This is a genomic window from Microbacterium sp. UMB0228 (assembly GCF_002871415.1).
In the GTDB taxonomy this organism is placed as follows: Bacteria; Actinomycetota; Actinomycetes; order Actinomycetales; family Microbacteriaceae; genus Microbacterium.
Genome location: NZ_PNFU01000007.1, coordinates 137,482 through 163,551, shown reverse-complemented (window position 1 = coordinate 163,551; position 26,070 = coordinate 137,482). Strand labels below are relative to the sequence as shown.

20 protein-coding genes and 1 pseudogene are annotated in these 26,070 nt (G+C 67.2%); 12 read left to right on the top strand and 9 right to left on the bottom strand.

Annotated elements, in window-relative coordinates; translation table 11 throughout:
- Nucleotides 1-90 precede the first annotated feature (90 nt).
- From CJ226_RS15505 to CJ226_RS15490, 4 genes are read left to right on the top strand one after another with little or no spacing between them, the layout of a single operon-like run.
- A complete protein-coding gene (locus tag CJ226_RS15505; RefSeq protein ID WP_102209736.1) occupies nucleotides 91-2,028 on the top strand; it encodes a class I SAM-dependent DNA methyltransferase in 1,938 nt (645 codons plus the stop codon).
- Nucleotides 2,021-3,193 carry a restriction endonuclease subunit S gene (locus CJ226_RS15500; protein WP_102209735.1) on the top strand — a complete coding sequence of 391 codons (1,173 nt, stop codon included), beginning with the start codon at nucleotides 2,021-2,023 and terminating at the stop codon, nucleotides 3,191-3,193. Before CJ226_RS15505 ends, CJ226_RS15500 begins: the two co-directional genes overlap by 8 nt.
- Nucleotides 3,193-6,327 carry a type I restriction endonuclease subunit R gene (locus tag CJ226_RS15495; RefSeq protein WP_102209734.1) on the top strand — a complete coding sequence of 1,045 codons (3,135 nt, stop codon included), beginning with the start codon at nucleotides 3,193-3,195 and terminating at the stop codon, nucleotides 6,325-6,327. Before CJ226_RS15500 ends, CJ226_RS15495 begins: the two co-directional genes overlap by 1 nt.
- On the top strand, nucleotides 6,324-6,536 hold the full coding sequence (locus tag CJ226_RS15490) for a helix-turn-helix domain-containing protein (protein WP_102209733.1): 213 nt from the start codon (nucleotides 6,324-6,326) through the stop codon (nucleotides 6,534-6,536). Before CJ226_RS15495 ends, CJ226_RS15490 begins: the two co-directional genes overlap by 4 nt.
- Before the next feature lie 383 nt (nucleotides 6,537-6,919).
- On the opposite strand, the gene CJ226_RS15485 is transcribed toward CJ226_RS15490, so the two are convergent.
- Nucleotides 6,920-7,867 carry a hypothetical protein gene (locus CJ226_RS15485; protein WP_102209732.1) on the bottom strand — a complete coding sequence of 316 codons (948 nt, stop codon included), beginning with the start codon at nucleotides 7,865-7,867 and terminating at the stop codon, nucleotides 6,920-6,922.
- Between the two features lie 167 nt (nucleotides 7,868-8,034).
- Between CJ226_RS15485 and CJ226_RS18505 the strand changes: the two are divergent.
- Both CJ226_RS18505 and CJ226_RS18500 read left to right on the top strand, forming a co-directional pair.
- Nucleotides 8,035-8,712, top strand: a pseudogene (locus CJ226_RS18505) (ComEC/Rec2 family competence protein); the annotation flags it as partial.
- On the top strand, nucleotides 8,701-9,675 hold the full coding sequence (locus CJ226_RS18500; protein WP_257996694.1) for a ComEC/Rec2 family competence protein: 975 nt from the start codon (nucleotides 8,701-8,703) through the stop codon (nucleotides 9,673-9,675). The pseudogene CJ226_RS18505 and the gene CJ226_RS18500, both read left to right, overlap by 12 nt.
- A gap of 88 nt (nucleotides 9,676-9,763) precedes the next feature.
- On the opposite strand, the gene CJ226_RS15475 is transcribed toward CJ226_RS18500, so the two are convergent.
- On the bottom strand, nucleotides 9,764-10,330 hold the full coding sequence (locus tag CJ226_RS15475; protein ID WP_102209730.1) for a DUF5067 domain-containing protein: 567 nt from the start codon (nucleotides 10,328-10,330) through the stop codon (nucleotides 9,764-9,766).
- Between the two features lie 252 nt (nucleotides 10,331-10,582).
- Between CJ226_RS15475 and holA the strand changes: the two genes are divergently transcribed.
- Nucleotides 10,583-11,620 (top strand): DNA polymerase III subunit delta, encoded by a 1,038-nt coding sequence (gene holA / locus CJ226_RS15470; RefSeq protein WP_025103705.1) that lies wholly within the window; start codon nucleotides 10,583-10,585, stop codon nucleotides 11,618-11,620.
- A 68-nt stretch (nucleotides 11,621-11,688) separates the two neighbouring features.
- On the opposite strand, the gene rpsT is transcribed toward holA, so the two are convergent.
- Complete coding sequence (gene rpsT, locus CJ226_RS15465; RefSeq protein ID WP_025103704.1) at nucleotides 11,689-11,949, bottom strand: 30S ribosomal protein S20; 261 nt, start codon at nucleotides 11,947-11,949, stop codon at nucleotides 11,689-11,691.
- Between the two features lie 220 nt (nucleotides 11,950-12,169).
- Between rpsT and CJ226_RS15460 the strand changes: the two genes are divergently transcribed.
- Together CJ226_RS15460 and CJ226_RS15455 are read left to right on the top strand one after the other, a co-directional pair.
- Nucleotides 12,170-13,543: a glycoside hydrolase family 1 protein gene (locus CJ226_RS15460; RefSeq protein ID WP_102209729.1), complete on the top strand. Its 1,374-nt coding sequence runs from the start codon at nucleotides 12,170-12,172 to the stop codon at nucleotides 13,541-13,543.
- A complete protein-coding gene (locus CJ226_RS15455) occupies nucleotides 13,540-14,778 on the top strand; it encodes an MFS transporter (protein ID WP_257996692.1) in 1,239 nt (412 codons plus the stop codon). The genes CJ226_RS15460 and CJ226_RS15455 overlap by 4 nt, the downstream gene beginning before the upstream one ends.
- Here CJ226_RS15455 and CJ226_RS15450 read toward each other — a convergent pair.
- The 5 genes from CJ226_RS15450 to CJ226_RS15430 all read right to left on the bottom strand — a co-directional run bounded on the left by CJ226_RS15450 (nucleotide 14,770) and on the right by CJ226_RS15430 (nucleotide 21,270).
- On the bottom strand, nucleotides 14,770-15,501 hold the full coding sequence (locus tag CJ226_RS15450; RefSeq protein WP_102209728.1) for an alpha/beta fold hydrolase: 732 nt from the start codon (nucleotides 15,499-15,501) through the stop codon (nucleotides 14,770-14,772). The two genes, CJ226_RS15455 and CJ226_RS15450, sit on opposite strands and share 9 nt — an antisense overlap.
- 75 nt (nucleotides 15,502-15,576) lie before the next feature.
- Entirely contained in the window at nucleotides 15,577-17,292 is a 1,716-nt protein-coding gene (locus CJ226_RS15445) for an ABC transporter family substrate-binding protein (protein ID WP_062634243.1), read from the bottom strand.
- Between the two features lie 129 nt (nucleotides 17,293-17,421).
- Nucleotides 17,422-19,350, bottom strand: coding sequence for an ABC transporter ATP-binding protein (locus CJ226_RS15440; RefSeq protein ID WP_062634245.1), 1,929 nt, complete (start codon nucleotides 19,348-19,350; stop codon nucleotides 17,422-17,424).
- A complete protein-coding gene (locus CJ226_RS15435) occupies nucleotides 19,347-20,285 on the bottom strand; it encodes an ABC transporter permease (RefSeq protein ID WP_062634247.1) in 939 nt (312 codons plus the stop codon). Before CJ226_RS15435 ends, CJ226_RS15440 begins: the two co-directional genes overlap by 4 nt.
- A 1-nt stretch (nucleotide 20,286) precedes the next feature.
- Complete coding sequence (locus CJ226_RS15430) at nucleotides 20,287-21,270, bottom strand: ABC transporter permease (RefSeq protein WP_101845332.1); 984 nt, start codon at nucleotides 21,268-21,270, stop codon at nucleotides 20,287-20,289.
- A 242-nt stretch (nucleotides 21,271-21,512) separates the two neighbouring features.
- Here CJ226_RS15430 and lepA point away from each other — a divergent pair, with 242 nt between their 5' ends.
- Nucleotides 21,513-23,381 (top strand): translation elongation factor 4, encoded by a 1,869-nt coding sequence (gene lepA / locus CJ226_RS15425; protein WP_025103696.1) that lies wholly within the window; start codon nucleotides 21,513-21,515, stop codon nucleotides 23,379-23,381.
- 48 nt (nucleotides 23,382-23,429) lie between these two features.
- Here lepA and CJ226_RS15420 read toward each other — a convergent pair whose 3' ends face one another.
- The gene (locus CJ226_RS15420) at nucleotides 23,430-23,831 is read right to left on the bottom strand and encodes a GIY-YIG nuclease family protein (RefSeq protein ID WP_102209727.1); all 402 of its coding nucleotides are present in this window, start codon (nucleotides 23,829-23,831) and stop codon (nucleotides 23,430-23,432) included.
- A gap of 295 nt (nucleotides 23,832-24,126) precedes the next feature.
- Between CJ226_RS15420 and CJ226_RS15410 the strand changes: the two genes are divergently transcribed.
- Entirely contained in the window at nucleotides 24,127-24,780 is a 654-nt protein-coding gene (locus CJ226_RS15410) for a DUF1990 family protein (protein WP_102209726.1), read from the top strand.
- On the top strand, nucleotides 24,780-25,997 hold the full coding sequence (gene hemW / locus CJ226_RS15405; protein ID WP_102209725.1) for a radical SAM family heme chaperone HemW: 1,218 nt from the start codon (nucleotides 24,780-24,782) through the stop codon (nucleotides 25,995-25,997). Before CJ226_RS15410 ends, hemW begins: the two co-directional genes overlap by 1 nt.
- Nucleotides 25,998-26,070: the final 73 nt, after the last annotated feature.

The following is a 26,070-nucleotide window of genomic DNA, read 5'->3' as shown; positions in this document are numbered from 1 at the left end:
GCCTGGCCTTCGCTCGGATGTCACGTTTCTGATACAGTCTTCGATGTATCATCTTTGATACAAACGCGACGGCAACCCGTAGGAGAAGGCATGGCAGAGCTGACATCGAGGAGCGCGACCGCCAAGGTCGTCTGGGACACCGCGGATAAGTTCCTCCGCAACGTCGTCGAGCCGCAGGAGTACGGCGACTACATCCTCCCGTTCACGGTCCTGCGCCGTCTGGAATGCCTCCTGGCGGACACGAAGCCTGAGGTCATCTCCTACGTCGAGACGTTCAAGAACCTGCCGCCGCACCTCATCGACGTGGCGGTGAAGGAGAAGTTCGGCCTCGGCTTCTACAACGTCTCGCCGCTCGACCTCGCCACGATCGCGTCCGTCGACGACAACGTCGACAAGTCGCTGCTCAGCTACGTCGCAGGGTTCTCCCACAACATCGCGGACATCTGGACCGCGTTCGAGTTCCCGAAGCTCGTCGCGAAGCTCGCTGCTGCCAACCGTCTGCACGCCGTCGTCAAGCACTTCTCGACGCTTCCCCTCGGTTCGGCTGCGGTCGGAGACTCTGCCATGGGTGACATCTTCGAGGACGTCATGTACCGCGCGTTCGACAAGAAGGGCAAGGCGGCTGGTGCGTTCTACACCCCGCGTGACGCGATCCGCCTCATGGTCGACGTCCTGTTCGCCTCCGACGAGGACTCCCTCGCCGGCAAGAACACGCTCCGTTCGATCTACGACCCGACTGCCGGGTCTGGCGGCATGCTCCTCGTCGCGCAGAACGCGCTCAAGGAGCTCAACCCCGACATCTCCGTGACGGTGTTCGGCCAGGAGCTCATGGACTCGGCCTACGCCCTCGGCAAGGCCGATCTGCTGATCCAGGGCGGAAGGCCTGACGCGATCCGTCAGGGCAACACGCTCCTGCACGACGAGTACGAGGACCAGACCTTCGACTACGTGCTGTCCAACCCTCCGTTCGGCGGCGACTGGTCCGTGGAGGAGAAGTCGGTCCGCGAGCAGGCCAAGACTCCTGGTTCCCGGTTCAGCCATGGCCTGCCGAGCAAGTCCGACGGCCAGATGCTGTTCCTCGCCCACTGCGCGTCCAAGCTCAGCCCTGCGAGCAAGGGCGGTCACGGCGGACGCGCAGCGGTCGTCTCCAACGCTTCGCCGCTCTTCAGCTCGGACACCGGCCCGAACTCCATCCGCCAGTGGCTCTTCGACTCCGACCTCATCGACGCGATCATCGCGCTGCCGACGCAGATGTTCTACGGCACCGGCATCGCGACCTACGTCTGGATCCTCGACACCAACAAGGAAGAGCACCGCAAGGGGAAGATCCAGCTCATCGACGCCACCGGCCTGTGGGAGCCGATGAAGAAGGGCCTCGGTGACAAGCGCCGCGAGATCACCGATGACCACCGCGCCACGGTCGTCAAGGCATACGGCGCGTTCGAGGACTCTGCGATCTCACGGATCCTTGAGCCGGCGGACCTCATGTTCCGCGACGTGCCCGTGTTCAAGCAGGCTCGATTCGTCGCGCGCTACTCCGAGGAGTCCGCAGATCTCCTGCGTGAGCGCCGCGACTTTACGGACGAGCACGCCGAGATCATGCGCGCGCTCGACGGCACGGAATGGAACGAGCTCGTCAGTGCCTTCCCGAAGGCCGCGAAGGCTGCTGGTCTCAAGGCGTCGACGAGCCTCGTCGACGCGGTGATGAAGGCGATGGCTGAGCCGGACGACAGTGCGCCGCCGGCCGTGGACCGCAAGGGCAACCCGGTGCTGGCGGACGGCTGGAAGATCACCGAGCGCGTTCCGATGAGCGAGAGCCTCGAGGAGCACATGGCCCGCGAGGTCCTGCCATTCGCTCCCGACGCGCAGTGGGACGCCTCGAAGGCGAAGCACGGCAACGAGATTCCCTTCACCCGCATCTTCTACATTCCCGAAGAGCCGCGTCCACTGGCGGAGATCGACGCGGATGTCCAGCGCCTTATGGGCGAGCTCGCGGAGATGTTCCAGGGGGTGAAGGCAGATGACTGACGCCCGCTGGTTGGACCACGTGCCGGAAGATTGGTCGGTAGACCCTGCGTGGTCGGTGTTCATCGAGCGGGGCGAGAAGTCGAGTCCGGGGGACGTGCATCTCACGCCGTCGCAGGTCTTTGGTGTGCTTGCACAGGACGAGTACATGGCGCGAACGGGTAACCGTGTTGTCCTCAATTTGGCGGGGCAGGACAACATGAAGTCCGTTCGCACGGGGGACTTCATCATTCATCTGCGAAGCTTCCAGGGCGGGATTGAGTATTCAAGCGTCGACGGAAAGGTTAGTTCCGCCTACACGGTTCTCAAGCCGACGCGACCGATGTGCGCGGGTTATTTTGCATACTTGATGAAGTCGAAAGGCTTCATCGGCGAACTCGCGAATCTGACTTTCCAGCTGCGAGATGGTCAGACGGTGAATTACCCCAGATTCTCGCGGATGTATCTGCCGGTGCCGCCGCTCCTCGAGCAGCGTGCGATCGCGGATTTCCTCGATCGTGAGGTGGGCGAGATCGACGCGATGGTTGCGAAGATGGACGAGTTGACGGCGGTCCTGTCGGCCCGTCGACTCCTCACGATTGCATCAGTGCTCGGCAGCGATGACGTCTGTCGGCCAACTCCGATGTTCGCCCTTGCATCCTCGGAGGATCACCGCCGCGTTCCGCTCAAGGCCGAAGATAGAGCAAAGATTCCTGGTCCGTACCCATACTTCGGCGCATCGGGCGTCATCGACAGTATCGACTCGTTCATCTGGGATGACGAGGTCAGGGTCCTCGTCTCTGAGGATGGAGCAAATCTTGTGGCTCGCCGACACCCGATCGCGTTCCTTGCGCGAGGGCAGTACTGGGTGAACAATCACGCCCACGTTCTGCGACCTGATCAGAACGTGGACGGTCGCCTGATTTCGTATGCAATCGCGATCACAAACATCCAGGACGCGATCACCGGCAGCGCGCAGCCCAAGCTCACGGCGGAGGCACTCTGGCGCTTAAAGGTGCCGTTTCCCAGGAATCTCTCCGATTCCGCGAAGATCGCCGATCACCTCGACGAGGTGACCGGCCGTATCGACGCCATGCTGGCCAAGGTGGCCGAACTGAAGACGCTCCTCATCGAGCGCCGAGCGGCGCTCATCACCGACGTAGTGACCGGACGAAAGAAGGTGGCTTGATGGGACACGCACAGCTGATGGAGCTCGAGTTCGAGACCAACCTGTGTGAGGAGCTCGCCGAGCGCGGCTGGCTCTACGAGAACGACGGCAACGTGAGCACCGCTGGGTGGGACGTGGGGCTCGCCCTCGTCCCCGGTGACGCGCTGGCCTGGTTGGCAACCCAGTACCCGGACGAGTACGAGAAGGCTGTGCCATCCGACGTGACTGGCGAGCCGCGGGTGAAGGCTGAGCGAGACCTGCTCGTGCACATCACGAAGGAGCTGGGCAAGGTGACCCGGATGGACCCGACCACCGGCTACCCGGTGGGAGGTCTGCTCGGTGTGCTGCGCAAGGGGTTCTCCTACGCCCAGATCGGCCGGCCGACGGCGAAGTTCGGTCCGATGATGGCGTTCCCGCCGGCGAACCCGAACCTCACCGAGGTCGTCGAGGCGGCCGACGCTGTTCGGCTCAGGATCCTGCGTCAGGTTCGTTTCGACGTCACGAGCACCGAGACCATCGACGTGGTGCTCACGGCCAACGGTATCCCGGTGGTCACGATGGAGCTCAAGACCGACAACACCCAGTCGATCAAGCACGCGATCCGGCAGTACAAGGAGGACCGCAAGCCCAGCAAGAACCGGCCGCTGCTCGCGCCGGGTCGTGCGCTGGTCCACTTCGCGGTGTCGAACGACGTGGTCTTCATGACGACCAAGCTCGCTGGCGAGGACACCACGTTCCTGCCGTTCAACCAGGGCTCGGACGGCCACCAGGGCAACCCGCCCTCCGAGACCGGCTCCTCGACCGACTACCTCTGGCGCGAGATCCTCGCGCGGCCGATGTTCATGCGCATCCTCAAGGACTTCGCGCTGTTCGAGCCGTCGGGGCAGGGCAAGAAGGACGGTCGGCTCGTCTTCCCGCGCTTCCACCAGCTGCGCGCTGTCGAGCGCATCGTCGCCGATATCGAGGCGAACGGCACCGGCGGTCGCTACCTGATCTGGCACTCGGCAGGCTCTGGCAAGACCAAGACCATCGCGTGGCTCAGCCACCGGCTCATCCGCCACATGGGCGCTGACTCGTCCTCGACCTTCGACTCGGTCATCGTGGTCACTGACCGGACCGTGCTCGATGAGAACATCCGCGACGACATGAACCTCGTCCAGTCCAGCAAGGGCCTTGTCGTCTCGGTGGGGGAGAAGTCGGGGGCCAAGTCCCCGCAGCTGAAGAAGGCGCTGCTCGACGGCGACCACATCATCACCTGCACGCTGCAGACCTTCCCTGAGGTGATGAAGCTCATCGAGAACAGTGAGGACCTGCGCGGGCGGCGTTGGGCGGTGGTGGCCGATGAGGCGCACTCCTCCCAGACCGGTTCCAGCGCACGCCAGCTCAAGGAGCTTCTCGCCGACGTCGGGTTCGAGCTCGACGAGGACGACGTGGCCGCTGAGCTCAGCGCGGACGACCTGCTGCGTGCGAAGGACTCGGCGATCGCAACGGCGCGGAACATCACGTTCATCGCGCTGACGGCGACCCCGAAGGCCAAGACTCTGCGGCTGTTCGGTACCGAACGCGATGGACGCTGGGAGGCGTTCGACACCTACACGATGGCTCAGGCCATCGAGGAGGAGTTCATCCTCGACGTCCTGGCGAACTACTCCACCTACGACATGTTCCTGCGCGTGAAGAATGCGCTCGAGGCTGACGGCCCGGATGAAGAGATCCAGGTGAACACCGGCGAAGCCGTCTCGAACATCGTCCGCTTCAGCCGTCTGCACCCGACTGCTATCGCGCAGAAGGTCCAGATCGTCGTGGAGCACTTCCGTCGCAACGTCATGCACATGCTCGACGGCGAAGCCCGCGCGATGGTCGTGACCGGAAGCCGCATGGAGGCTTACAACTGGTCGACGAAGATGAACGCCTACATCGCCCAGTGCGGCTACGACGACCTCGAGACGCTGGTCGCGTTCTCGGGATCGCTGACCAACGAGGCAGGCGACACCGTCACCGAGGCGTCGCTCAACGACCGTAGCGACACGGCCAAGGCGTTCCGGGAGGAGGGCGTCTATCGGGTGCTCATCGTCGCGAACAAGTTCCAGACGGGCTTCGACGAGCCACGGCTCATGGCGATGTATGTCGACAAGGTCCTCACCGGTGTGACCACGGTCCAGACGCTCTCTCGGCTGAACCGTATCTACCCGGGCAAGACCGCGCCGATGGTCGTCGACTTCAGGAACTCCCCGAAGCACGTCCAGGAGGACTTCAAGCTTTACTACTCCGACGCTCACGTGGACGGTGACATCGACCCGAACACGCTCATCACGCTGGCCGAGCGTCTCGACACGGCCGGCATCTACACGATGGACCAGCTCGATGCCGTCGCCGACGCGTTCCTGTCCGACGCCGGGGGAGAGGCGATCGCCAAGGCCATCTCGCCGATCAAGCACTACTGGAACGGCCAGTGGTCCCAGGCTGTGCTCACGAAGGACAAGCAGGCCAAGGAGGCGCTGAAGGGCTTCGTCTCCGACGTCATCAGCTACCGCAACGCGTGGCAGTTCCTCAGCCAGATCGTGGACTACCAGGACCCGATGCTTCACCGGCGGGCGATCCTGGCAACGCTGCTCGGACGCAACCTGCACCTGGACGGCAACGACTACGACGACTCCTACCTGGCGGGCGTTCAGCTCTCAGGAGTGAAGCTGGTGCCGTCGGCGATCAACAGCGACTACTCCCTGACCGAGGGCAGCGAGGTTGGTCTCAAGATCCCCAGCTTCGACGGCGAGCACACCTCCAGCCCGACCCCTGTTCGTGGCCCCCTCGACGAGGCCATCGAGAAGGTCAACGAGCTGTTCGCCGTCAAGGGCGTCGATGTGCGCCCGGAGTCCATCTCGGGCTTCATCACGACGTTCTGGGGCTTCCTGGACGCCAACGAGGAGGCTGTGGCGATGGCGACGCACAACAGCGCCGACCAGCTCAAGGCGTCCTCGGACTTCAACAATGCCGTCGGCGTCGCCGTGCTGCGTACGGTGAGCGAGGCTCAGGAGATCCAGTCATACCTGACCGATCCCGCGTTCCTCGACCAGCTGACCGAGATCGCCGCTGATGCTCTGCACGCTCAGCACAGGCCCGTTGCGCACGACACGAGTGAGGAGGGCACCGTATGAACGCCGAGGAGTCGCCGGGGTTCGGCGACGTCATCCGTGAGGCGCGCAAGGCGAAGGGCTGGTCCCAGATCGAGCTCGGTGAGGCGGCTGGACTCTCCAGGCCGACCATCGCACGCATCGAGGCGAACAACGACGTCACGACCGCGACGATCGCGAAGGTGGCCAGCGCCCTCGGGCTCAAGCTCGAGCTGAGGCAGGACGAGGACTGATCGATCAGATCATCCAGTCATGCACGTCGACCCCCATCCCGGGACAGGGATGGGGGTCGACTGTTGTTCACCGAGAATCACTCGACAAGGTAGGACAAGCGGTCGTTGTGGAGATACCAGATCTCCTCTGCACTCTCGTGGTCCACCTCACCGGAGACGACCACCCACCCTGTCTCGGAGTGCCGGTCGTAGAGCCTGGCCATCGTGCTCTTGCGAGCCGATCGCCGAGAGAAATGCAAGGAACCTCAGCTTCTGTTCGGCATTGTCGACACAGATACGCACCTTGCGCCCGGTGGCCTTGTCCCGAAGTCGTGCTGCACGACCGCCGTTCGGAGATGTGTACTCCTCGACGTAGCATCGAGTGACCACAAGCCGTGGCGCGCTCACGCGACGACCTCCTCGAGGTCGTACCCGATGACGTCCCTGCGCACGGTCTGGATGATCTCCGCGGGGATGTCAGCCACTGCCATCCGGACGACCTCGTTGCGACGAGGGTTGAACAGGCCGATGTGCGTGAGCTCAGCGAACTCCTCTAGACCGGACTCCTTACCCATGAGGAAGTACATGAGCACCTGCAGGGTGTAGTCCTTGGTGAACTTCGCCATCGAGACCTTGCAGTCCCACAGCGTGTCCCGCGTGAGGAAGTCGCCGTCCCCTCGGCTGACAAGATCGGTATACCCACCCCGGTCCCCGAGAACGTATCGCTCGCGATCGGCGAAGACGAACCCGGACTTCGTGGCACCGCCGAAGGACTCCAGCACATGGACGGCCCGCTGAACCAGCTCGATGATGCGCTGCGTCGTGAACTCATCCGGCAGCGTCTCGGTGGTCGCCGGGTTGTAGTGGACGGCATGCCCGTACGCGCCGATGAGGAACGTCGAGAGCTTGTACGTGGAGTGAATCACGACCTCGTCCCGCATCAGGTCGTCGAACTCGCCCCGCACGGTGTGAAACACGGATGCGACGAGCACGTCAGTGACGAGATCCTTTGCTGACGCCTCCAGCTCCGCCGAGATCACCAGTGCGCCGCCCAGGCATCCCTTGAAGACCTCGCTGGCGCGTCTGACGAACTCTGACTGCCAGGTGCCGGCGTCCTGATGGGCCTGGTTGACGCACGTGTGATGCGCGCGGACGCACACGTCTCGCAGCCGCAGCAGAAGGTCGACGGTGTTACCCATCGCAGAACCGTGGAGGTTCTCCTCGGCCCCATCGAGGACACCGCCCAGCTCCGGGTACTCGACGACGTCCATCAGCTTGAGCGGCAGCAAACCACCGCGAGGCTGCCCCACGGTCGAGTTGTAGTTCTTGATTCGTTCCGTGACGCTGAACATGGCGGCTCCCGCGCGTTGCGAGATCGTTCTGACGCGATCACGCTAAGGAGCCCACACACGCTCGACGAAGTCGGCGCACCACACGCTGGGGTGGAGGTTGTGTGAAGACTTGACCTGCTCGGGTCGCGGCCAAGGACCCACCTCATGATTCAACAGTCTCAGGGGCGAACTGCGCGATCGTCGTCGCTGCGGTCTTCGGGATCGTCGCGTTGTGCGGAGGGGCACGGGCGTTGCGGGTCGTTCTCGCTATCGTGGCGCTGGCCGCCTTCGTGGTGCTCGTGACGCCCGAGCCGAGCGTCATCCGGGCCGCCACGATGGCCGCCGCGGGCATGCTGTCGATCCTCGTCGGGCGTCCGAGCGCTGGGGCCGGCATCTTGGCCCTATGCGTGGCCGCTCTCCTCATCGTTGATCCCTGGCTCGCATCGACGCCGGGATTCGCGCTGTCCGCCGTGGCCTCCGGGGCACTCATCCTCCTGGCCCCGGCGCTGGCGAACGGCATCGCGCGCTGGCTGCCCCGTCCGCTCGCCCTCGCGATCGCGGTGCCTCTGGCGGCGCAGCTCGCGTGCGCGCCCGTGATCGCGCTGTTCGCGGAGCAGCAGTCGCTCGTCTCGGTCGTCGCGAACCTCCTCGCCGAGCCGGCCGCGCCGCTCGCGACGGTGATCGGGCTGCTTGCGTGTCTGACCGCCCCTCTTCCGCTTCTCGCCGATCTGCTCGCCGCGTCCGCCTGGCTGCCGTCGGCGTGGATCGCGACGGTCGCGCATGTCACCGCGGGGCTCCCGGGCGCGCAGGTGCTGTTGCCGGCGGGCGTCGTCAGCGCTGTTCTGGTCGCGGCGGTGAGCACCGCGATCGCGGTCGTCTGCTGTTGCGGACGCCCTCGCCAGCGCGCCGCGCCGGCGGCTCAGGAGGCAGAGCCGGCTCGTCAGAGGCGGGCTCACATTGCCGGCCGCCTGGTCCCCATCGTCCGCGGCGCGGCGGCCGCCCTCCTCATCGTCCTCGCGGCTGTCGGAGCCTCCCGTGCGCTGATCGACGGGCCGCTCGCCGCGCTGCGGACGCCACAGGATTGGGCGGTCGCCGTCTGCGCTGTGGGCCAAGGAGACGCCCTCCTCGTCCGTTCCGACGACGCGATCGCCCTCATCGACACCGGTCCGGACCCGGGGGCGCTCGACGCCTGCCTCCGCTCGCTGAGCGTCGATCGCATCGACCTGCTCGTGCTCACGCATTTCGACGCGGACCACGTCGGGGGTGCGGCCGTGCTCGAAGGGCGAGTGGGCACGGTGCTGCACGGACCACCCGCCGACGATGCCGATGCGCGCGTGCTCGACGGCCTGGCGCGGGCAGGCGCAGCCCTCCGCGCGGTTGGAGGCGGAGACCGGGGTACTCTCGGCGGAGCATCGTGGCGGGTGCTCTGGCCGCTGAAGGACAGCGTCGCCTTCCCGCCGGGCAACGATGCGAGCGTCGTCACCGAGTTCGCCGGGGGAGGAGTGCCGCGGGCCCTGTTCCTCGGCGATCTCTCCGCGGCCCCGCAACGCGCGCTGCTGCGCCGCACACCGCTGACGGGATACGACGTGGTGAAGGTCGCCCATCACGGGAGCGCTGATCAGGAGTCCGCTCTGTACGAGGCTCTGCATCCGAGCGTGGCGCTCATCGCGGTCGGCGCGGGGAACGACTACGGACACCCGCGTCGGGAGACCCTGGAGATGCTGTCGGCTCTCGGCGCCCACGTGTACCGCACCGACCGCAACGGTCGCACTCTGCTCGGCATCGAGGACCATGCCCTCCGCGTCTGGACCGACGTCGCGCCGCCCTGAGTGTCATCCACGAGGCGACACACCTGGCTCTTGACTTCGAACGGCCCCCGGCGTGCGCCGGGAGCCGTTCGGTGTCGTGCTCAGTGGGTCACTGCAGCGTGAACGTTGCGCGTCCGATCTCGGTCATGCCGAGGTCGTTAGAGGCGACAAGCTCCACCGGAGTGGTCTCGTCGTCCAGCTCGTAGGCAGCAGCGTTGGCGACAGTGCCGCCCTTCTTGATGTCCTGCAGTTGGGAGTCGAGGAACTGCTCATCCGGGAGCATGCCGACGCCGAGCTCGTTGACGGCGTTCGGGTCATTGTCTTGGATCGCGGTGAACGTGCCGATCCACGCGATGGACGGATCGATCGTGTCATCGGAGTTGTTCGTGACTTCGTACCAGAACGCGATGACGGGCTTCTGGCCATACTCATTGCCCGGTTGGCCGACGGCGATCTTCTTCGTGTCGGTGATCGTGATCGTGTACTCGGGCAGGGTGAGGACGTTGTCGGCAAACGATGCCTCGGTGGTCGTCTCCGACTCGTCCGCGGTGTCATCGCTCGACACCGCAGTGGTCGTCTGAGGCTTCGGCTCGGCCGCAGGTGCCGAGCAGCTGCTGAGCAGGAGTGCCGTGGTCACCAGAGCGAGCACAGCGGAGTTGTTTTTTGACAGGCGCATCAGCGCGTCCCCCAAGCGTAAGTGTGATCGCTGACGCGACGTCAGCAATCTCACGCTAGTGGCGGATGGACGCGTGAGAGATCGCCAGATGAGCGGGCCGGGCGATCGTTATCAGCACGTCATCATTTGGGGCGCATCGTCTCCGGCTCAACCTCGGGCGGAACACGATTCGAGGTGGCGCAAGTCCCCGGGTCTGGACCGACGTCGCGCCGCCCTGAGTCGGGTGTCCGACGCCGCCGGTAGGCTGGTCCCATGGCAGCTTCCCGTCCTCCCTCCCGCGGCGGCGCGAAGGCCACGAAGATCCCGCAGGTGTCGTGGCGGGAGCCGCACCCCGCGCCGCTGGTGCTCGTCTCGGGCCCGGAAGAGGTCTGCGCCGAGCGCGCGATCGCCGGGGTGCGCGACTACCTCCGTGCGGAGGATCCGGCGCTCGAGGTCAGCGATGTCCGTGCCGACGACTACGCGCCCGGCACGCTGCTCTCCCTGACCTCGCCGTCGCTGTTCGGAGAGCCGCGCCTGGTCCGCGTGTCCGGCGTGGAGAAGTGCTCTGACGCCTTCCTCCAGGAGGCCATCGGGTACCTGGAGAACCCGCAGGAGGGGGCCACGGTCGTGCTCCGCCATACGGGCGCCAGCGTCCGAGGGAAGAAACTCCTCGACGCGCTGCGCGCGGGGACGGGAGGGGGGATCGAGATCGCCTGCCCCGCCATCAAGCGCGACGGCGACCGGGTCGACTTCGCGGCGGGGGAGTTCAAGGCGGCGAAGAAGCGCATCGCTCCGCCGGCACTCCGAGCCCTCGTCTCGGCCTTCGCCGACGACCTCACCGAGCTCGCCGCCGCCTGTCAGCAGCTCATCGGCGACGTCGAGGGCGACATCACCGAAGAGGTCGTCACGAAGTACTACGGCGGCCGGGTCGAGGTGTCGGCATTCGTCGTCGCCGACACCGCCATCGCCGGTCGCTACGGCGAGGCTCTCGTGGCGCTCCGTCATGCCCTGTCCTCTGGCGCGGACCCGGTGCCGATGGTCGCCGCGTTCGCGATGAAGCTGCGCACGATGGCGCGCGTCGCCGGCAACCGCGAGCCCAGCAGACAGCTCGCCCAGCGCCTCGGGATGAAGGACTGGCAGGTCGACCGCGCGCGTCGCGACCTGGCGGGCTGGAACGAGCGCTCCCTGGGGATGGCGATCCAGGCGACCGCGCGCGCCGACGCCGAGGTCAAGGGCGCGGCGCGCGACCCCATCTTCGCGCTCGAGCGCATGGTGACGGTCATCGCCACCCGTGAGCCGTTCGGGGGCTAGGGCTCCCGCCTCCCGGGAAAGCAGAAAGCCCGCCTCACGAGGAGACGGGCTTTCCGGAAGTCGGAAGCTCAGAGAGCCGAGACCTGCTTGGCGATCGCCGACTTGCGGTTCGATGCCTGGTTCTTGTGCAGGACACCCTTGCTGACGGCCTTGTCGAGCTTGACCGAGGCCTTCTTCAGGCTCTTCTCGGCGGCGGCCTTGTCGCCGGCGGCGACGGCCTCGCGGGTCTGGCGGACGAGAGTCTTCAGCTCGCTCTTCACGGCCTTGTTGCGCTCGTGAGCCTTCTCGTTGGTCTTGTTGCGCTTGATCTGCGACTTGATGTTTGCCACGTGTGGACGCTTTCTGTACAGGAGTGATTCGGAGTGCCGGCAGCAGAAGAGGGCTGCTGCACGGCGGTCGTGAGGGAAGAACCCACACGCAAGCCAAGAGTCGAGTCTACCAGTACCGGGCGGGATCGTGCGAAACGACGCCACTCGGGCGAGACGCCGTCGCGCGGGAGGTGGGACCGGGTGCAGAATCATCCACAACGACGACGACGTCAGGAGCCCGATGACCCCCCTCAGCACCGACCCGGCCGCGCGTGCGCGGCTCCGCTGGTCCGCCGCCACCTCGTCCGTCCAGATCGAGGGCTCCCGCCGTGCCGACGGCGCGGGCCGGTCGATCTGGGACGACGAGATCGCCAAGCCCGGACGCATCCGGGACGGCTCGACGGCGGAGCCGGCCTGCGACAGCTATCGCCGCGTGGCGGATGACGTCGCCCTGGTGGCCGGTCTCGGGCTCGATCGGTATCGGTTCTCGATCCCCTGGGCGCGCGTGCAGCCGGATGGACGCGGCCCCGGGAACGTCGCGGCGCTGGACCACTACGCCCGCGTCGTCGATGGCCTGCTGGAGGCCGGAATCACCCCGTTCCCGACCCTCTATCACTGGGAGCTGCCAAGCGCGGTCGAGGCCGACGGCGGCTGGCTGGCCCGCGACACCGCCGAGCGCTTCGGCGAGTACGCCGCCCTCGTCGCCGCCCGCCTCGGAGACCGGGTGTCGTCCTGGTACACCTTGAACGAGCCCGCGATGACCACTCTGCAGGGCTACGCCGTCGGCGCGCTCGCACCCGGCAGGCAGCTCCTCTACGGCGCGCTTCCGACCGTGCACCATCAGCTGCTCGCCCATTCCCGAGCCGCCGAGGCGCTGCATGCCCGTGGCGCGGCGAGCGTGGGACTCGTCAACAACCACACCTGGGTCCTGCCGCTGCGGGACACCGAGGAGGATCAGGCCGCGGCCGCGGTGTACGACCTCCTGCACAACCGGCTGTTCAGCGAGCCGCTGCTCTCCGGGACGACACCAGACCTGGAGGCGCTCGGGCTCCCGCCGCTACCCGTCCTCGGAGACGATCTCGCACGTATCGCGGGATCGATCGACTTCTACGGGGTGAACTTCTACAACCCGACCACGGTCACCGCCGCCGCGGCCGAGGATGAGATCCCGTTCGAGATCGTTCCGACTCCCGGGGTGCCCGTCACCGGGTTCGGTCCCGAGTGGCCGATCATGCCGTCCGCGCTGCGCGACCTCCTGATCGATCTGCACCGCCGCCACCCGAGCATGCCTCCGATCATCATCGGGGAGAACGGGGCATCCTTCCCGGAGCCCGACGTCGCCGGCCCCGTGGAGGACGCCGACCGGATCGCCTACCTCTCCGCGCACATCGACGCGGTGGGCGAGGCCATCGGCGCCGGCGTCCCCGTCGAGGAATACACGGTCTGGTCGCTGCTCGACAACTGGGAGTGGACGGACGGCTACACGCAGCGGTTCGGCCTCGTGCACGTGGACTTCTCCACGGGGGAACGAACCCGGAAGGCCTCCTACGGTTGGTATCGCGACCTCATCGCGGGTGCTCGCGCGGCCAGGGACGCCGAGGCAGCACGCGCATGAGCGCGACCCCGGGCCTCGGCACCCGCCGAGCGGGCCTGCGGTGGATGTCGCTGTTCACCCTCTCCTGGCTCGCGATCTGGACCGTCCAGCTCACACCGGTCCAGCTCCTCCTGCCGCTGCAGCTCGACACTCCCGAGGACGACTGGATCCGCGGCGTCGTCTCCTCCGGGATCGTGCTCGGAGTGGGTGGTCTCGCCGGCGTCGTCGCCGGGCCGCTCGCCGGGGCGCTCTCGGACCGCGCCCGCGCCGGCGCGCACCGGCGGCGGCCGTGGGCTCTGGGAGGGGTCGCGCTCACGGCCGTCTGTCTCGTCTTCACCGGATTCGCCGACGGCCCGTGGGCGATCGGCGCCGGCTGGGTCGGCGTCTCGATCGGCGTCGCCGTCTCCTCCGCCGCGTTCACCGCGCTCATCGCCGACCAGCTCCCGACGACGCAGCGCGGTGCCGCTTCCGCCGCGGTCGGGTCGAGCCAGGCGGTCGGCATCGTGCTCGGGGTCGGACTCGTCGTGCTGCTCGGCCTCGGCATCGTCGCCGGGTATCTGCTCCTCGCAGGCATCATCGCGGTGGTGGGCGTCGCGGCGGCGCTGCTGCTGCCGGACCCGCCGAGCACGGAGGCGCTGCGTCCCCCGCGCATCGGGCGGCCCCGCCTGGCGTCGCTCCGCGACCGCGACTTCGCCTGGATGCTCTCGGGCCGGCTCGTCACGAATATCGGCAACGCCCTCGGCACGGCGCTGTTCCTCTTCTTCCTCCTCCACGGTCTCGGACAGGAGAGCACGACCGCACAGGACAACCTCCTCCTGCTGATCGTCGTCTACACGGTCTTCGTGGTGCTCGCTTCCGTGATCACCGGGATCATCTCCGACCGCACAGGGGAGCGGCGCCGGCTCGCCGTGGGGGCCACGATCGTGCAGGCGGCATCGGGTGTGGTGATCGTGGCCGCGCCGACCTTCGAGATGACGATGGTCGCCGCCGCGCTCATGGGCGTCGGCTACGGCGCCTTCTCGACGGTGGGCCTCGCGTTCGCGGCCGATCTCCTCCCGGACGAGCAGGATCACGCGCGCGATCTCGGCATCGTGAACGTGACCGCCGCCCTCGGACAGCTCATCGGTCCCGTGCTCGGGGCGGGGCTCGTCGCGCTGGCCGGCGGGTTCTGGCTCGTCTTCCTCGCGGCAGCCGTCCTGTCGCTCGTCGGCGGAGCGCTCACCGCCGCCGCGCGACCCCGGGTGCTCTCAGCCTGACGCCGTGCGCTGCTCGATCGTCGCGATCGCGAGGGAAAGGACGGCGTTGAACACCCGCGGGCGCATGGCCGTGATCAGGTGCGTGGTCCGTGGCACGACGATGAGCTCCGCCTCCGGGGCCAGGCGCCGGAACAGGGGTTCGTTCAGCCGGAGCTGATCGTACTGGCCGTTCACGAACCAGAGGGGCACCTGGATGCGGGGGACCGCGGCGGCCACATCCAGGGCGGCGAGGCTGCGCAGCGTCTGGTCCTGGACGTCGAGGGCGTACCCGCCGGCGGCGAAGTCGCCGCGATTCTCCTCGGGGATCGTCGCGGCGAGCATGCGCTGCGTCAGCCACATGCCGCGGTCGGGCAGGGAGTCGACGGCCCGGGCGAACAGTCGGTACGCGCGCAACCCCGCGCCGCGGGGGAGCGAGGTGCACGCGGCGGCGACGAGTCCGTCGACGGGCGGAGGCTCTGCGCCACCGGTGTACGCGAGCGAGAGCAGCCCGCCCATGGAGTGGCCGACGAGCAGCACGGGGCCCGTCTCGGCCGCGGCGCGGACGGCGGCGTCGATCGTGTGCAGCGCCTCGTGGAGGGTGAAGTCCTCGTCCATCCGGCTGCCGTGGCCGGGGAGGTCGACGGCGGTGACGGGATGCCCGTGCGCCTCCAGGTACTCGATCTGCGACCGCCACATGGTGGACGACGTGCGGATGCCGTGCACGAGGACGGTCTGGACGGTCACGCCTTCAGCATAAGGAAAGCGGGGCCGGTGGATGGACCACCGACCCCGCTTCGACACGAGATGTGTCAGAGGATGTTACTTCTCCCAGCCGACGTTCTCGATCGGCGTGACGCCGAACAGGTCGAGGCCGACGTAGGGCTCCGGCGTGAGGTTCGCCAGGCCGTTCTTGACCACGTAGATCGAGGGGCCGCTGTACAGCGGGATGACGCCCCACGTCTCTTCGACGATCTTCGGCTCGAGCTCCATCGCGGCGGAGGTCCAGGACTCGGCGTCCTTCTGGCTCTCGACCTCGTCGGCGATCTGCTTGTCGATCTCCGGGGTGCTCGTGCTCGAGAGGTTCAGCTGGCTGTCCGAGCAGTAGAGCTGGCAGAACCAGGCCGGGCCGAACGGATCGGAGTCCGTGAAGCGCAGCGACACGACGTCCCAGTTCTTCGAGGTGAGGTCGTTCGAGAAGTCGGCCGAAGCGCGGACATCGATCTTCAGGTCGATGCCGATCTCCTTCTGCTGCGCCTGCAGCGACTTCGCGAGCGCCTCGAGCGTGGGGTCCTCACCGAAGACCGGGAAGGTGACGGAGAGCTTCTCGCCATCCTTCTCGCGGATGCCGTCCTCGCCCTCGGTCCAGCCGGCGTCGTCGAGCAGCTTCTTGGCCGCGTCGACGTCGTGCTTCAGGCCGGCGGTGGCGAACGAGTCCTCGTAGCCATCCTGGAACGAGTACAGGTTCAGCGAACCGGCGACCGGCTCGTCATAGCCGAGGCCGTTCCATGCGATCTGCTTCTGCTGGTCGATGTTCACGCCCAGGAAGAAGGCCTTGCGCACGTCGATGTCCTCGAACTGCGGCTTGTCGGCGTCGACCATGAGGATGGTCTTGGCGGTCTGCTGCGCACGACGGACGGTGGTGTCCTCGACGTCCTGCACCTGCTTGAGGCGGTCGTTGGTGTTGGCGCCCACCATGTCGATCTCGCCGTTCTTGAAGGCGTTGACAGCGGCGTCCGGCTCCATGGCCGTGAAGGTGACCGAGTCGAGCAGCGGCGCGTTGCCCCACCACTCGGGGTTCGGCTTGAACGAGACGAAGCCGCCGTTGGCGTCGAACGTGTCGACGGTGTAGGGACCCGCGCCCCACTCCGGGTGCATGTTTCCGATGAAGCCCTCGTTGAACACGGTCGGGTCAGCTGCTGCCGGGTGCAGCACCCCACCCGTGAGGAAGGCCATGGACGGCCAGGCGTAGATACCGTCGAACGTCACGACGGCGGTCTTCGCGGTGTCGCCCTGCTCGACGGACTTGATCTGCTTGTAGCCGTCGGTCGCGTTGGGGGTGAAACCCTCTTCGTAGGAGCGGTTGGCCTTCCACGTCGCGTCGACGGCGGTCCAGTCCATGTCCGTGCCGTCGTTGAAGTGCGCCTCGTCCGTGAACGTGAAGGTGATGGTGGTGTTGCCATCCTTCTCGCCGATCTCGTACGTGTCGAGGTAGGCGTCGTTCTTCGTGACCTCGCCCTCCGGCGAGACGAGGAGGATCTGCGGCATGTACCACGACCACAGGCGGACCGTGTCGGCGCTGCCGTCGCCGTTGAAGGCGTTGAGCTGCTCCGGGATCTCGTTGATGGGGAAGTTGACCTCGCCACCCTCCTGGAGGTTGCTGCGGTCCTGCGGGTTGTAGTCGGCGGTCTTGGTCTCGACCTTCTCGCCGCCGTTGTCTCCGCCGCCGTTGTTCCCGGAACCGCTCGCGCAACCCGCGAGGGCGAGTGCGAGGGCGCCGCCGACCGCGACCGCCCCCAGCAACTTCTTGTTCTTCATGGTGCTCCTTTCGCCTTTCGGCGTTTCATAAGGGGAAGACTAGTTCGCGCTTTATCCCGGTACACCGCGTGACGGTGAATGCCGCCTAACCGTTATCGGACGGTGACCGAGGGCTCCGCCTGCCTCGATTCAGACGGAAGCGGGCTTCGTGGACATCGTGTCGGCATCGAAGACGACCCGCTCGCGGGTGCGCTCGATGTCGGGATCCGGCACCGGGATCGCCGACAGCAGCGCCTTCGTGTACGGGTGCTGCGGGTCGTCGAAGACCTGGTCCACATCGCCGTGCTCCACGAACTCGCCGAGGTACATCACAGCCACCCGGTCGGCGATGTGACGGACCACCGAGAGGTCGTGCGCGACGAAGAGGTAGGACAGCCCGAGCTTGGTCTTGAGCTCGTCGAGCAGGTTGATGACGCCGGCCTGGATCGACACGTCGAGCGCGGAGACCGGCTCGTCGAGCACGACGATCTTCGGGTTCGTCGACAGGGCGCGGGCGATGCCGATCCGCTGCCGCTGACCGCCGGAGAACGCCTGCGGGAAGCGGTCGCTGTGCGCGGGGTTGAGGCCGACGAGGTCCATGAGCTCGTCCACGCGCCGGTGCGCCTCCTCCTTCGGCGTGCCGATCGCGAACAGCGGCTCCGAGATGATGTCCGCGACGGTCATGCGCGGGTCGAGGGCGCCCATCGGGTCCTGGAAGACGATCTGGATGTCGCGGCGCAGGGCGCGCTCGACCTTGCGGCTGTGGATGTCGTTGACACTGGTGCCGGCGATGACGATGTCACCATCGGTCTGCTTGACCATGTCCATGATCTGCAGCAGCGTCGTCGTCTTCCCCGAGCCCGACTCGCCGACGATGGCCATCGTCTCGCCCTCGCGCACGTCGAAGCTGATGCCCTTGATCGCCTGGACTTCGCCGACCTTGCGCTTCAGGAAGGCGCCCTTCAGCAGGGGGAAGGTCTTGCGGAGGTTCTTGACCTCGAGCGTGATCGGCCGCTCCTCGCGCGGGGACCGCGTGAGGTCGCTCTCCGGCACGGGGCGCACCGGGTAGACGGGAAGCCCGCCGAGAAGGCCGCCGTCCTCGATCTCGTGGGCGCGGATGCACGCGGCCTGGTGCAGGTCGCCGGATCCCGTCGGGACGGGGAGCAGCTCAGGCTCCTTGGCGCGGCAGGCGTCCATGACGATCGGGCACCGGTCGGCGAACGGGCAGGCGTCCGGCAGGTCGATGAGCAGCGGCGGATTGCCCTTGATGGGAGTGAGCGGTTCCTTCTCGGCCTTGTCCACGCGGGGGATGGCGCCCAGCAGGCCGATCGAGTACGGCATGCGGGTCTTGTGGAACAGCTCGCGCACGGGGGCGTGCTCCACGGGCTTGCCGGCGTACATCACGAGCACGTCGTCGGCGGTGCGGGCGACCACGCCCATGTCGTGCGTGATCATGATCACGGCGGCGCCGGTCTCATCCTGCGCCTTCTCGATGAGGTCGAGGATCTGTGCCTGGATGGTGACGTCGAGGGCCGTGGTGGGCTCGTCGCAGATGATGAGCTTCGGGTTGTTGGCCATCGCGATGGCGATGACGACACGCTGCCGCATGCCTCCGGAGAACTCGTGCGGGAAGGACTTCATCCGGCGCTCGGGCTCGGTGATGCCGACGAGCTTGAGCAGCTCGACGGAACGGTCCCAGGCGTCCTTCTTCGACAGGCCGCGGTGGACCGTGAGGGCCTCGATGAGCTGGTCGCCGACCGTGTAGACCGGCGTGAGCGAGGTCAGCGGGTCCTGGAAGACCATCGACATGCCGTTGCCGCGAATGACCGACAGCTGCTTGTCGGTCATGCCGACGAGCTCCTGCCCGTCGTACATGATCGAGCCGGTCACCTTGGCGTTCTCATCGAGGAGCCCCATGATCGCGAGCGAGGTCACGGACTTGCCGGAGCCGGACTCGCCGACGATCCCGAGGGTCTTGCCGGCCTCGAGGTCGAAGGAGACCCCGCGGACGGCGTCGACGCGGCCGGCTTCGGAGGCGAAGCTGACCTTGAGGTCGCGGACGGAGAGGACGTTGGTCATGCGCGGCCTCCAGCAGCCGAAGTGGGATCGAGGGCGTCGCGCAGGCCGTCGGCGATCAGCGCCATCGACACGGTGAGCAGGGTCAGCGCCGCCGCCGGGAAGTAGAACAGCCAGGGCGACGTGGTGAGCGAGCTCGATCCGGCACCGATGAGGGCACCGAGCGAGACGTCGGGGATCTTGACGCCGAAGCCGAGGAAGGACAGGCCGGTCTCCGTCACCACGGCGTTGACGACGCCGAGGGTGAAGTTGATGACGAGGAGGGAGCCGATGTTGGGAAGCAGGTGGCGGAGCACGATGCGCATGCCGCCGACGCCCATGTAGCGGGCGGCACTGACGTACTCGCGCTCACGAAGCGACAGCGCCATGGTCCAGATGACACGAGCGGGGAAATACCACCCGATCACGAAGATCATGATGAGCGCGATGACCCGCCAGTCGCCGCCGGCCTTGTTGGAGATCATCGCGAGGATGAGGAAGCTCGGGATCACCATCATGAAGTGGATGACCAGGAGCGAGATGCGCTCGGTCCAGCCGCCGAAGTAGGCCGCGGCCGTGCCGACGAGTGCCGAGACGATCGTGACGCCGACGGAGACGGTGATGGCGATCATGAGCGACCGCTGCAGGCCCACGGCGACCTGGGCGAAGAGGTCGTTTCCGGCGTTGTTCGTGCCGAACCAGTGCTCTGCCGACGGGGGCGTGCTGAGGTTCAGGAAGTCGAGCTCGATGTGGTCGTACCGGGCGATGAAGGGCCCGAGGATGGCGAAGAGAACCAGGAGCACGAAGATCACGAGGCCGATGAGGGCTCCGCGGTTGCGGGAGAAGCGCCGCCAGTACAGCGTCCACTTCGACAGGCGCTTGGTGGCGACGCGCGTGGTCTCGGGACCGGCGGTCTCCGGCTCCGGGTGGATGGTCGGGTCGAGCATGTCGGTGCTCATGTCAGCTCACTCTCACGCGCGGGTCGAGGACGACGACGGCGATGTCGGCGAGGATGGCGCCGATCGCCGTGAGGACCGCACCGAAGGCGGCGATCGCGACGGTTCCGTGGATGTCGTTCTTGGTGATGGTCTCGATGAAGTACCGGCCCATGCCGTTCCACGCGAAGATCGTCTCCGTCAGCACCGCGCCGGTGAAGATCGCGGGGATAGTGAAGGCGACCTGCGTGGCCACAGGGATGAGCGATGTGCGCAGCGCGTGCTTGCGGATGGCCTGCTGCTTGGTCAGGCCCTTCGCACGGGCCGTGCGGACGTAATCGGCGTTGATGTTGTCCAGCAGGAGCGACCGCTGCAGGAAGTGGATGCTGGCATACCCCGTGAGCACGAGCGCGATCGTCGGCAGCGTCAGGTGTTGCAAGACGTCTATCAGGGTGGGGAAGAAGCCCTCGACCCCTTGGCTGGCATTGCCGGTCACGTAGAAGATGCGGGTGCCGGTGGCGTTGTTCAGGCCGATCGCGAGGAGGACGATCGCGAAGGCCGCGACGACGATCGGGATGTTCAGGGTGATGATGCTCGTCGCCTGGCCGATGCGGTCGGCGAGCTTGTACTGCCGAGACGCGGTGTACACGCCGAGCGCGATGCCGAGGACCGTCGTGAGGATCGTCGCACCGAGGACGAGCTCCGCGCTGACCCACATGCGGTAGGCCACCTGCTCGTTGACGGATCCGCCCGTCGGGCTCACACCCCAATCCCAGCGGAGCAGGATGCCGGTGAACCATGTCCACCACCGCTCGATGAGCGGAACGGTGTCGCTCAGGTTGCGGGGAGCGAGGGTGTTCACGATCTGCTCTTCGGTGAGCGGAGGGCGGCGACCGACGTAGTTGCTGCGCGGATCGAGGAAGCCCCACGCGAGGAAGTAGGTGAGGTTCGTCGCGACCACGATCATGAGCAGCCAGCCGAGGGCACGGCGCGCGAGGTACTTGATCAAGGGGGATTTGTCTTTCTCTTCTCCAGACGCGCTCGGGGTCTGCCGACGCAACGCTGAGCCGGGCGGATGATCGGGTTTCATCCGCCGTTCCGCGCGACGCGACAGCCCTCACGGAGTCTGTGACGGAGTCGTATCGCTTACGGGATCCGGTGTCACGGATTGATCCCGGGCAACTTCGGGAGACTATCACCGATACGTCGGAATGGGGATTATGAGGACCCTCACCGTAGAATCGACGGGACATGTCCCCACGCGCTCTCACCCCGCTTCAGCCTGCCGCGACGCCGGCTGCGCAGATCCGTAACTTCTGCATCATCGCCCACATCGACCACGGCAAGTCGACCCTGGCCGACCGCATGCTCCAGATCACCGGCGTGGTCGCGGAGCGGGACATGCGCGCCCAGTATCTCGACCGGATGGACATCGAGCGGGAGCGCGGCATCACGATCAAGAGCCAGGCGGTGCGGATGCCGTGGGCTCTGGGGCAGGCGCAGGGCCCGGACGAGGTCTTCGCGCTCAACATGATCGACACTCCCGGTCACGTCGACTTCACGTATGAGGTGTCCCGCTCGCTGGCCGCGTGCGAGGGTGCCATCCTGCTCGTCGACGCCGCGCAGGGCATCGAGGCCCAGACGCTGGCCAACCTCTACCTCGCCCTGGAGAACGACCTTCACATCATCCCGGTCCTCAACAAGATCGATCTCCCCGCCGCGGACCCCGAGAAGTACGCGAAGGAGCTCGCCTCGCTCATCGGCGGCAAGCCGGAGGACGTGCTGCGCGTGTCGGGGAAGACCGGCATGGGGGTCGAGGATCTGCTCGACCGGATCGTCGAGGAGATCCCGGCTCCGGTGGGGGATGCGGACGCACCCGCGCGGGCCATGATCTTCGACTCCGTGTACGACGCCTACCGCGGCGTCGTCACCTACGTGCGGATGGTCGACGGCAGCCTCTCGCCCCGCGAGCGCATCCAGATGATGTCCACCGGGGCGAACCACGAGGCCCTCGAGGTCGGCGTGTCGAGCCCGGAGCCCACTCCGACCAAGGGACTCGGCGTCGGCGAGGTGGGCTACCTCATCACCGGCGTGAAGGACGTGCGGCAGTCGAAGGTCGGCGACACGATCACGAACGCGCGCAAGCCCGCGGCGGAGGCGCTTCCCGGCTACACGGACCCCAAGCCGATGGTCTTCTCGGGCATCTACCCGATCGACGGCAGCGACTACGCGGAACTGCGCGAGGCGCTGGACAAGCTCAAGCTCTCCGACGCCTCGCTGCAGTACGAGCCGGAGACCTCCGTGGCGCTCGGCTTCGGGTTCCGCTGCGGCTTCCTCGGCCTGCTGCACCTGGAGATCGTGACCGAGCGTCTTTCGCGGGAGTTCGGCCTCGACCTCATCACCACGGCCCCGAGCGTGATCTACGAGGTCGTGACGAGCGACACCGGCGAGACGGTGACCGTGACGAACCCGAGCGAGTACCCGGACGGGCGTATCGGCTCGGTGTCGGAGCCGATGGTGAAGGCGGCGATCCTGCTGCCCAAGGACTACGTCGGCACCGTCATGGAGCTGTGCCAGTCGCGGCGCGGCACGCTGCTGGGCATGGAGTACTTCTCCGAGGAGCGCGTCGAGCTGCGCTACAACATGCCCCTCGGCGAGATCGTGTTCGACTTCTTCGACCAGCTCAAGTCCAAGACGCAGGGCTACGCCTCCCTGGACTACGAGCCGTCGGGACAGCAGGAGGCCGACCTGGTCAAGGTCGACATCCTCCTGCAGGGCGAGAAGGTCGACGCGTTCAGCTCGATCGTGCACCGGGACAAGGCCTACGCCTACGGCACGATGATGGCGGAGCGGCTGCGCAAGCTCATCCCTCGCCAGCAGTTCGAGGTGCCGATCCAGGCCGCGATCGGTGCGCGCATCATCGCCCGGGAGACGATCCGCGCGATCCGCAAGGACGTGCTCGCCAAGTGCTACGGCGGTGACATCACCCGCAAGCGCAAGCTCCTCGAGAAGCAGAAGGAGGGCAAGAAGCGCATGAAGATGGTGGGCCGCGTCGAGGTCCCCCAGGAGGCGTTCATCGCCGCGCTCTCTGGCGACGTCGAGACCAAGGACAAGAAGTAGCACGCTGGGTCGCTGAGCCCGTCGATCCACGCTGGGTCGCTGAGCTTGTCATAGCGCGTCAGTCGGCGCTGGGTCGCTGAGCTTGTCGAAGCGGTCAGTCGCCGTTGGGTCGCTGAGCTTGTCGAAGCGGTCAGCCGCGCTGGGTCGCTGAGCTTGTCGAAGCGCACCGTACGACCTCGACAATGACGGAAGGTCCTCCCACCGACTCTCGATCAGTGCGATCTTCTTCCGACGACTCCATCCCTGGATCTGCTTCTCCCGGAAGAAGGCCGCGTCGACGGTGTCGAAGCACTCCGCGTAGACCAGAGCCGCGGGCCTGCGTCTCCGGGTGAAGTCCGCGGCGAACGCGTCGTCGTGGTTGTGCTCCCAGACGCGGGCTTCGAGGTCGCCGTTCGTGCTGCCCGTGTAGAAGCTGCCGTCACGGCATTCGAGGATGTAGGTCCATGGCATCGGGCCATCATGGCGGAGGGGCGTGCGGGTTTCCCGGGGCGTGAGGAATCCCTTCGACAGGCTCAGGGAGCCACCGTTGTGGAGGAGCCTTTCGACGGGCTCAGGGACCCAGCGTGGAAGGGGCCCTTCGACAGGCTCAGGGACCCACCCTTCGACAGGCTCAGGGACCCACCCTTCGACGGGGTCAGGCGCCCACCCTTCGACGGGCTCAGGGACCCAGCGTCAGGGGGCAAGGATGTGACGGCGTGCGGCGCGGGGGGTGTTCGCTCAGGGAACCCGAAGTAGGCTGGATCTCATGCGGCGCGGGACTTTCCGAGACGACACGGTGGACTATGCGGCCGTGGGTGCGACCCACGCCCCCGATCTGATGCAGTACCCGCCGGAGCGCAGCATCCCGGCGGAGGAATCCTGGCGGATCGGCAGTGGCGAGGAGCGTTTCCAGACGGCCGGCGAAGCCCTGCTGTCGTGGACGGCGCAGCGCGCGGCTGGCCTGTCGGTGGAAGACGTCCGCCCTGCTCCCGGCCCCGCCTATGCGGGCGTGAGCTTCGACGCCGAGGGCAATCCCATCGCGCCGAGCAAGCGGGATGTGGAGCCGCGCTACGACGCCGAGGGGATGCCTTTCGTGGGCGCGGGCATGACGCTCCACCTCCGCGGCCGCGTCGGCGGCATGCGCGCCGACTCCGAGCTGCGTGTGATCTCGGTCACCGAGGAGACCCGGCGGATCGGTTTCGTGCTGGGCACGGTCGGGGGCTCCGTCGTGAGCGGCGAGGAGTCGTTCGACGTGGACTGGCGAGAGGACAACGACGAGGTCTGGTTCACGGTCCGGGCTTTCGACGCCCCGAACACGCTGCTCTATCGGCTCGTCCCCGCCCTGATGAAGCACCGCCGTCGCGAGCTGTTTGCGCGCTACCTCCGCGCGATCTCCCCGCTCTACGCGACCCCGGTGTGATGGCGGGACCACTTCCGCTCGGGGATCCGGCGCCCGCGGACGGGCGACTCCCCGCCGATCTTCCGATCTCCGCAGAGACGCCGTTCTCCGCCTACCTGCACATCCCGTTCTGCCGCGTGCGCTGCGGCTACTGCGACTTCAACACGTACACGTCCGGTGAGCTCCGCGGGGCGAAGCAGGAGGACTACGCGTCCACCCTCATCGGCGAGATCGCCCTCGCGCGTACGGTGCTGGACGAGGCCGGAGCACTGCGCCCGATGGACACGGTGTTCTTCGGCGGCGGCACGCCCACGCTGCTTCCCGCGGGAGACCTCGCCCGCATGCTGGGAGCGGCCACCGCGGCGTTCGGACTCGCACCGGGCGGCGAGGTCACGGTCGAGGCCAACCCCGACACGGTGACCCCGGAGGTCGCGCGCATCCTCGCTGAGGCGGGGGTCACGAGGCTGTCCATCGGCATGCAGTCCGCCGTCCCGCACGTCCTCGCCGCGCTCGACCGGACGCACCGCCCCGAGAACGTCCGCACCGCCGTCGCCGCGGCGAAGGGGGCAGGACTCGCGGTCAGCGTCGACCTCATCTACGGCGCACCGGGGGAGAGCCTCGCCGACTGGGAGGCCTCGCTCGACGCCGCCCTCGCCCTGGAGTCCGACCACGTCTCCGCGTATGCCCTCATCATCGAGGACGGCACGAAGCTCGCGCGACAGATCCGTCGCGGTGAGGTGCCGACCCCGGACGACGACCTGCAGGCGGACATGTACGAGCTGGCGGACGAGCGCCTCGCCGCCGCCGGGTTCGAGTGGTACGAGGTCAGCAACTGGGCCCGCAGCGAAGGGCAGCGGTCGCGGCACAACCTCGCGTACTGGCGGGGGAGCGACTGGTGGGGCTTCGGCCCCGGCGCCCACAGCCACGTCGCCGGACTCCGGTGGTGGAACGTCAAGCACCCGGCGGCCTACGCGCAGCGGCTGGCGGCCTCGTCCTCGCCGGCGGCCGGGCGCGAACGTCCGGACCCGGAGGCGCGGACCCTGGAGCGCATCCTCCTCCTCAGCCGCATCCGTGAGGGGATCGCGGTGACCGACGTCCCGGAGCAGAACCGGGACCGCATCGCCGGCCTCATCGCCGACGGGCTCATCGACGCGCCGGCGGCGATCCGCGGGCGCGTGCAGCTCACGCTCCGCGGCCGCCTCCTCGCCGACGCCGTCGTGCGCGAACTGACGGATTGAGCGGCTCCACCGGCGCTGCCCCGCCTTCGGAGATCTCCCGGTCGCAGGAGGTAGGATTGGCACTCAGGGCAGC

Coding starts and splice junctions, on each gene's coding strand:
- CJ226_RS15495 (WP_102209734.1), top strand. CDS start 3,193: ATGGGACACGCACAGCTGATGGAGCTCGAGTTCGAGACCAACCTGTGT.
- CJ226_RS15435 (WP_062634247.1), bottom strand. CDS start 20,285: ATGAGCACCGACATGCTCGACCCGACCATCCACCCGGAGCCGGAGACC.
- CJ226_RS15490 (WP_102209733.1), top strand. CDS start 6,324: ATGAACGCCGAGGAGTCGCCGGGGTTCGGCGACGTCATCCGTGAGGCG.
- holA (WP_025103705.1), top strand. CDS start 10,583: ATGGCAGCTTCCCGTCCTCCCTCCCGCGGCGGCGCGAAGGCCACGAAG.
- CJ226_RS15455 (WP_257996692.1), top strand. CDS start 13,540: ATGAGCGCGACCCCGGGCCTCGGCACCCGCCGAGCGGGCCTGCGGTGG.
- CJ226_RS15500 (WP_102209735.1), top strand. CDS start 2,021: ATGACTGACGCCCGCTGGTTGGACCACGTGCCGGAAGATTGGTCGGTA.
- CJ226_RS15460 (WP_102209729.1), top strand. CDS start 12,170: ATGACCCCCCTCAGCACCGACCCGGCCGCGCGTGCGCGGCTCCGCTGG.
- CJ226_RS15505 (WP_102209736.1), top strand. CDS start 91: ATGGCAGAGCTGACATCGAGGAGCGCGACCGCCAAGGTCGTCTGGGAC.
- lepA (WP_025103696.1), top strand. CDS start 21,513: ATGTCCCCACGCGCTCTCACCCCGCTTCAGCCTGCCGCGACGCCGGCT.
- CJ226_RS15475 (WP_102209730.1), bottom strand. CDS start 10,330: ATGCGCCTGTCAAAAAACAACTCCGCTGTGCTCGCTCTGGTGACCACG.
- CJ226_RS15485 (WP_102209732.1), bottom strand. CDS start 7,867: ATGTTCAGCGTCACGGAACGAATCAAGAACTACAACTCGACCGTGGGG.
- CJ226_RS15420 (WP_102209727.1), bottom strand. CDS start 23,831: ATGCCATGGACCTACATCCTCGAATGCCGTGACGGCAGCTTCTACACG.
- hemW (WP_102209725.1), top strand. CDS start 24,780: ATGGCGGGACCACTTCCGCTCGGGGATCCGGCGCCCGCGGACGGGCGA.
- CJ226_RS15440 (WP_062634245.1), bottom strand. CDS start 19,350: ATGACCAACGTCCTCTCCGTCCGCGACCTCAAGGTCAGCTTCGCCTCC.
- CJ226_RS15445 (WP_062634243.1), bottom strand. CDS start 17,292: ATGAAGAACAAGAAGTTGCTGGGGGCGGTCGCGGTCGGCGGCGCCCTC.
- CJ226_RS15410 (WP_102209726.1), top strand. CDS start 24,127: ATGCGGCGCGGGACTTTCCGAGACGACACGGTGGACTATGCGGCCGTG.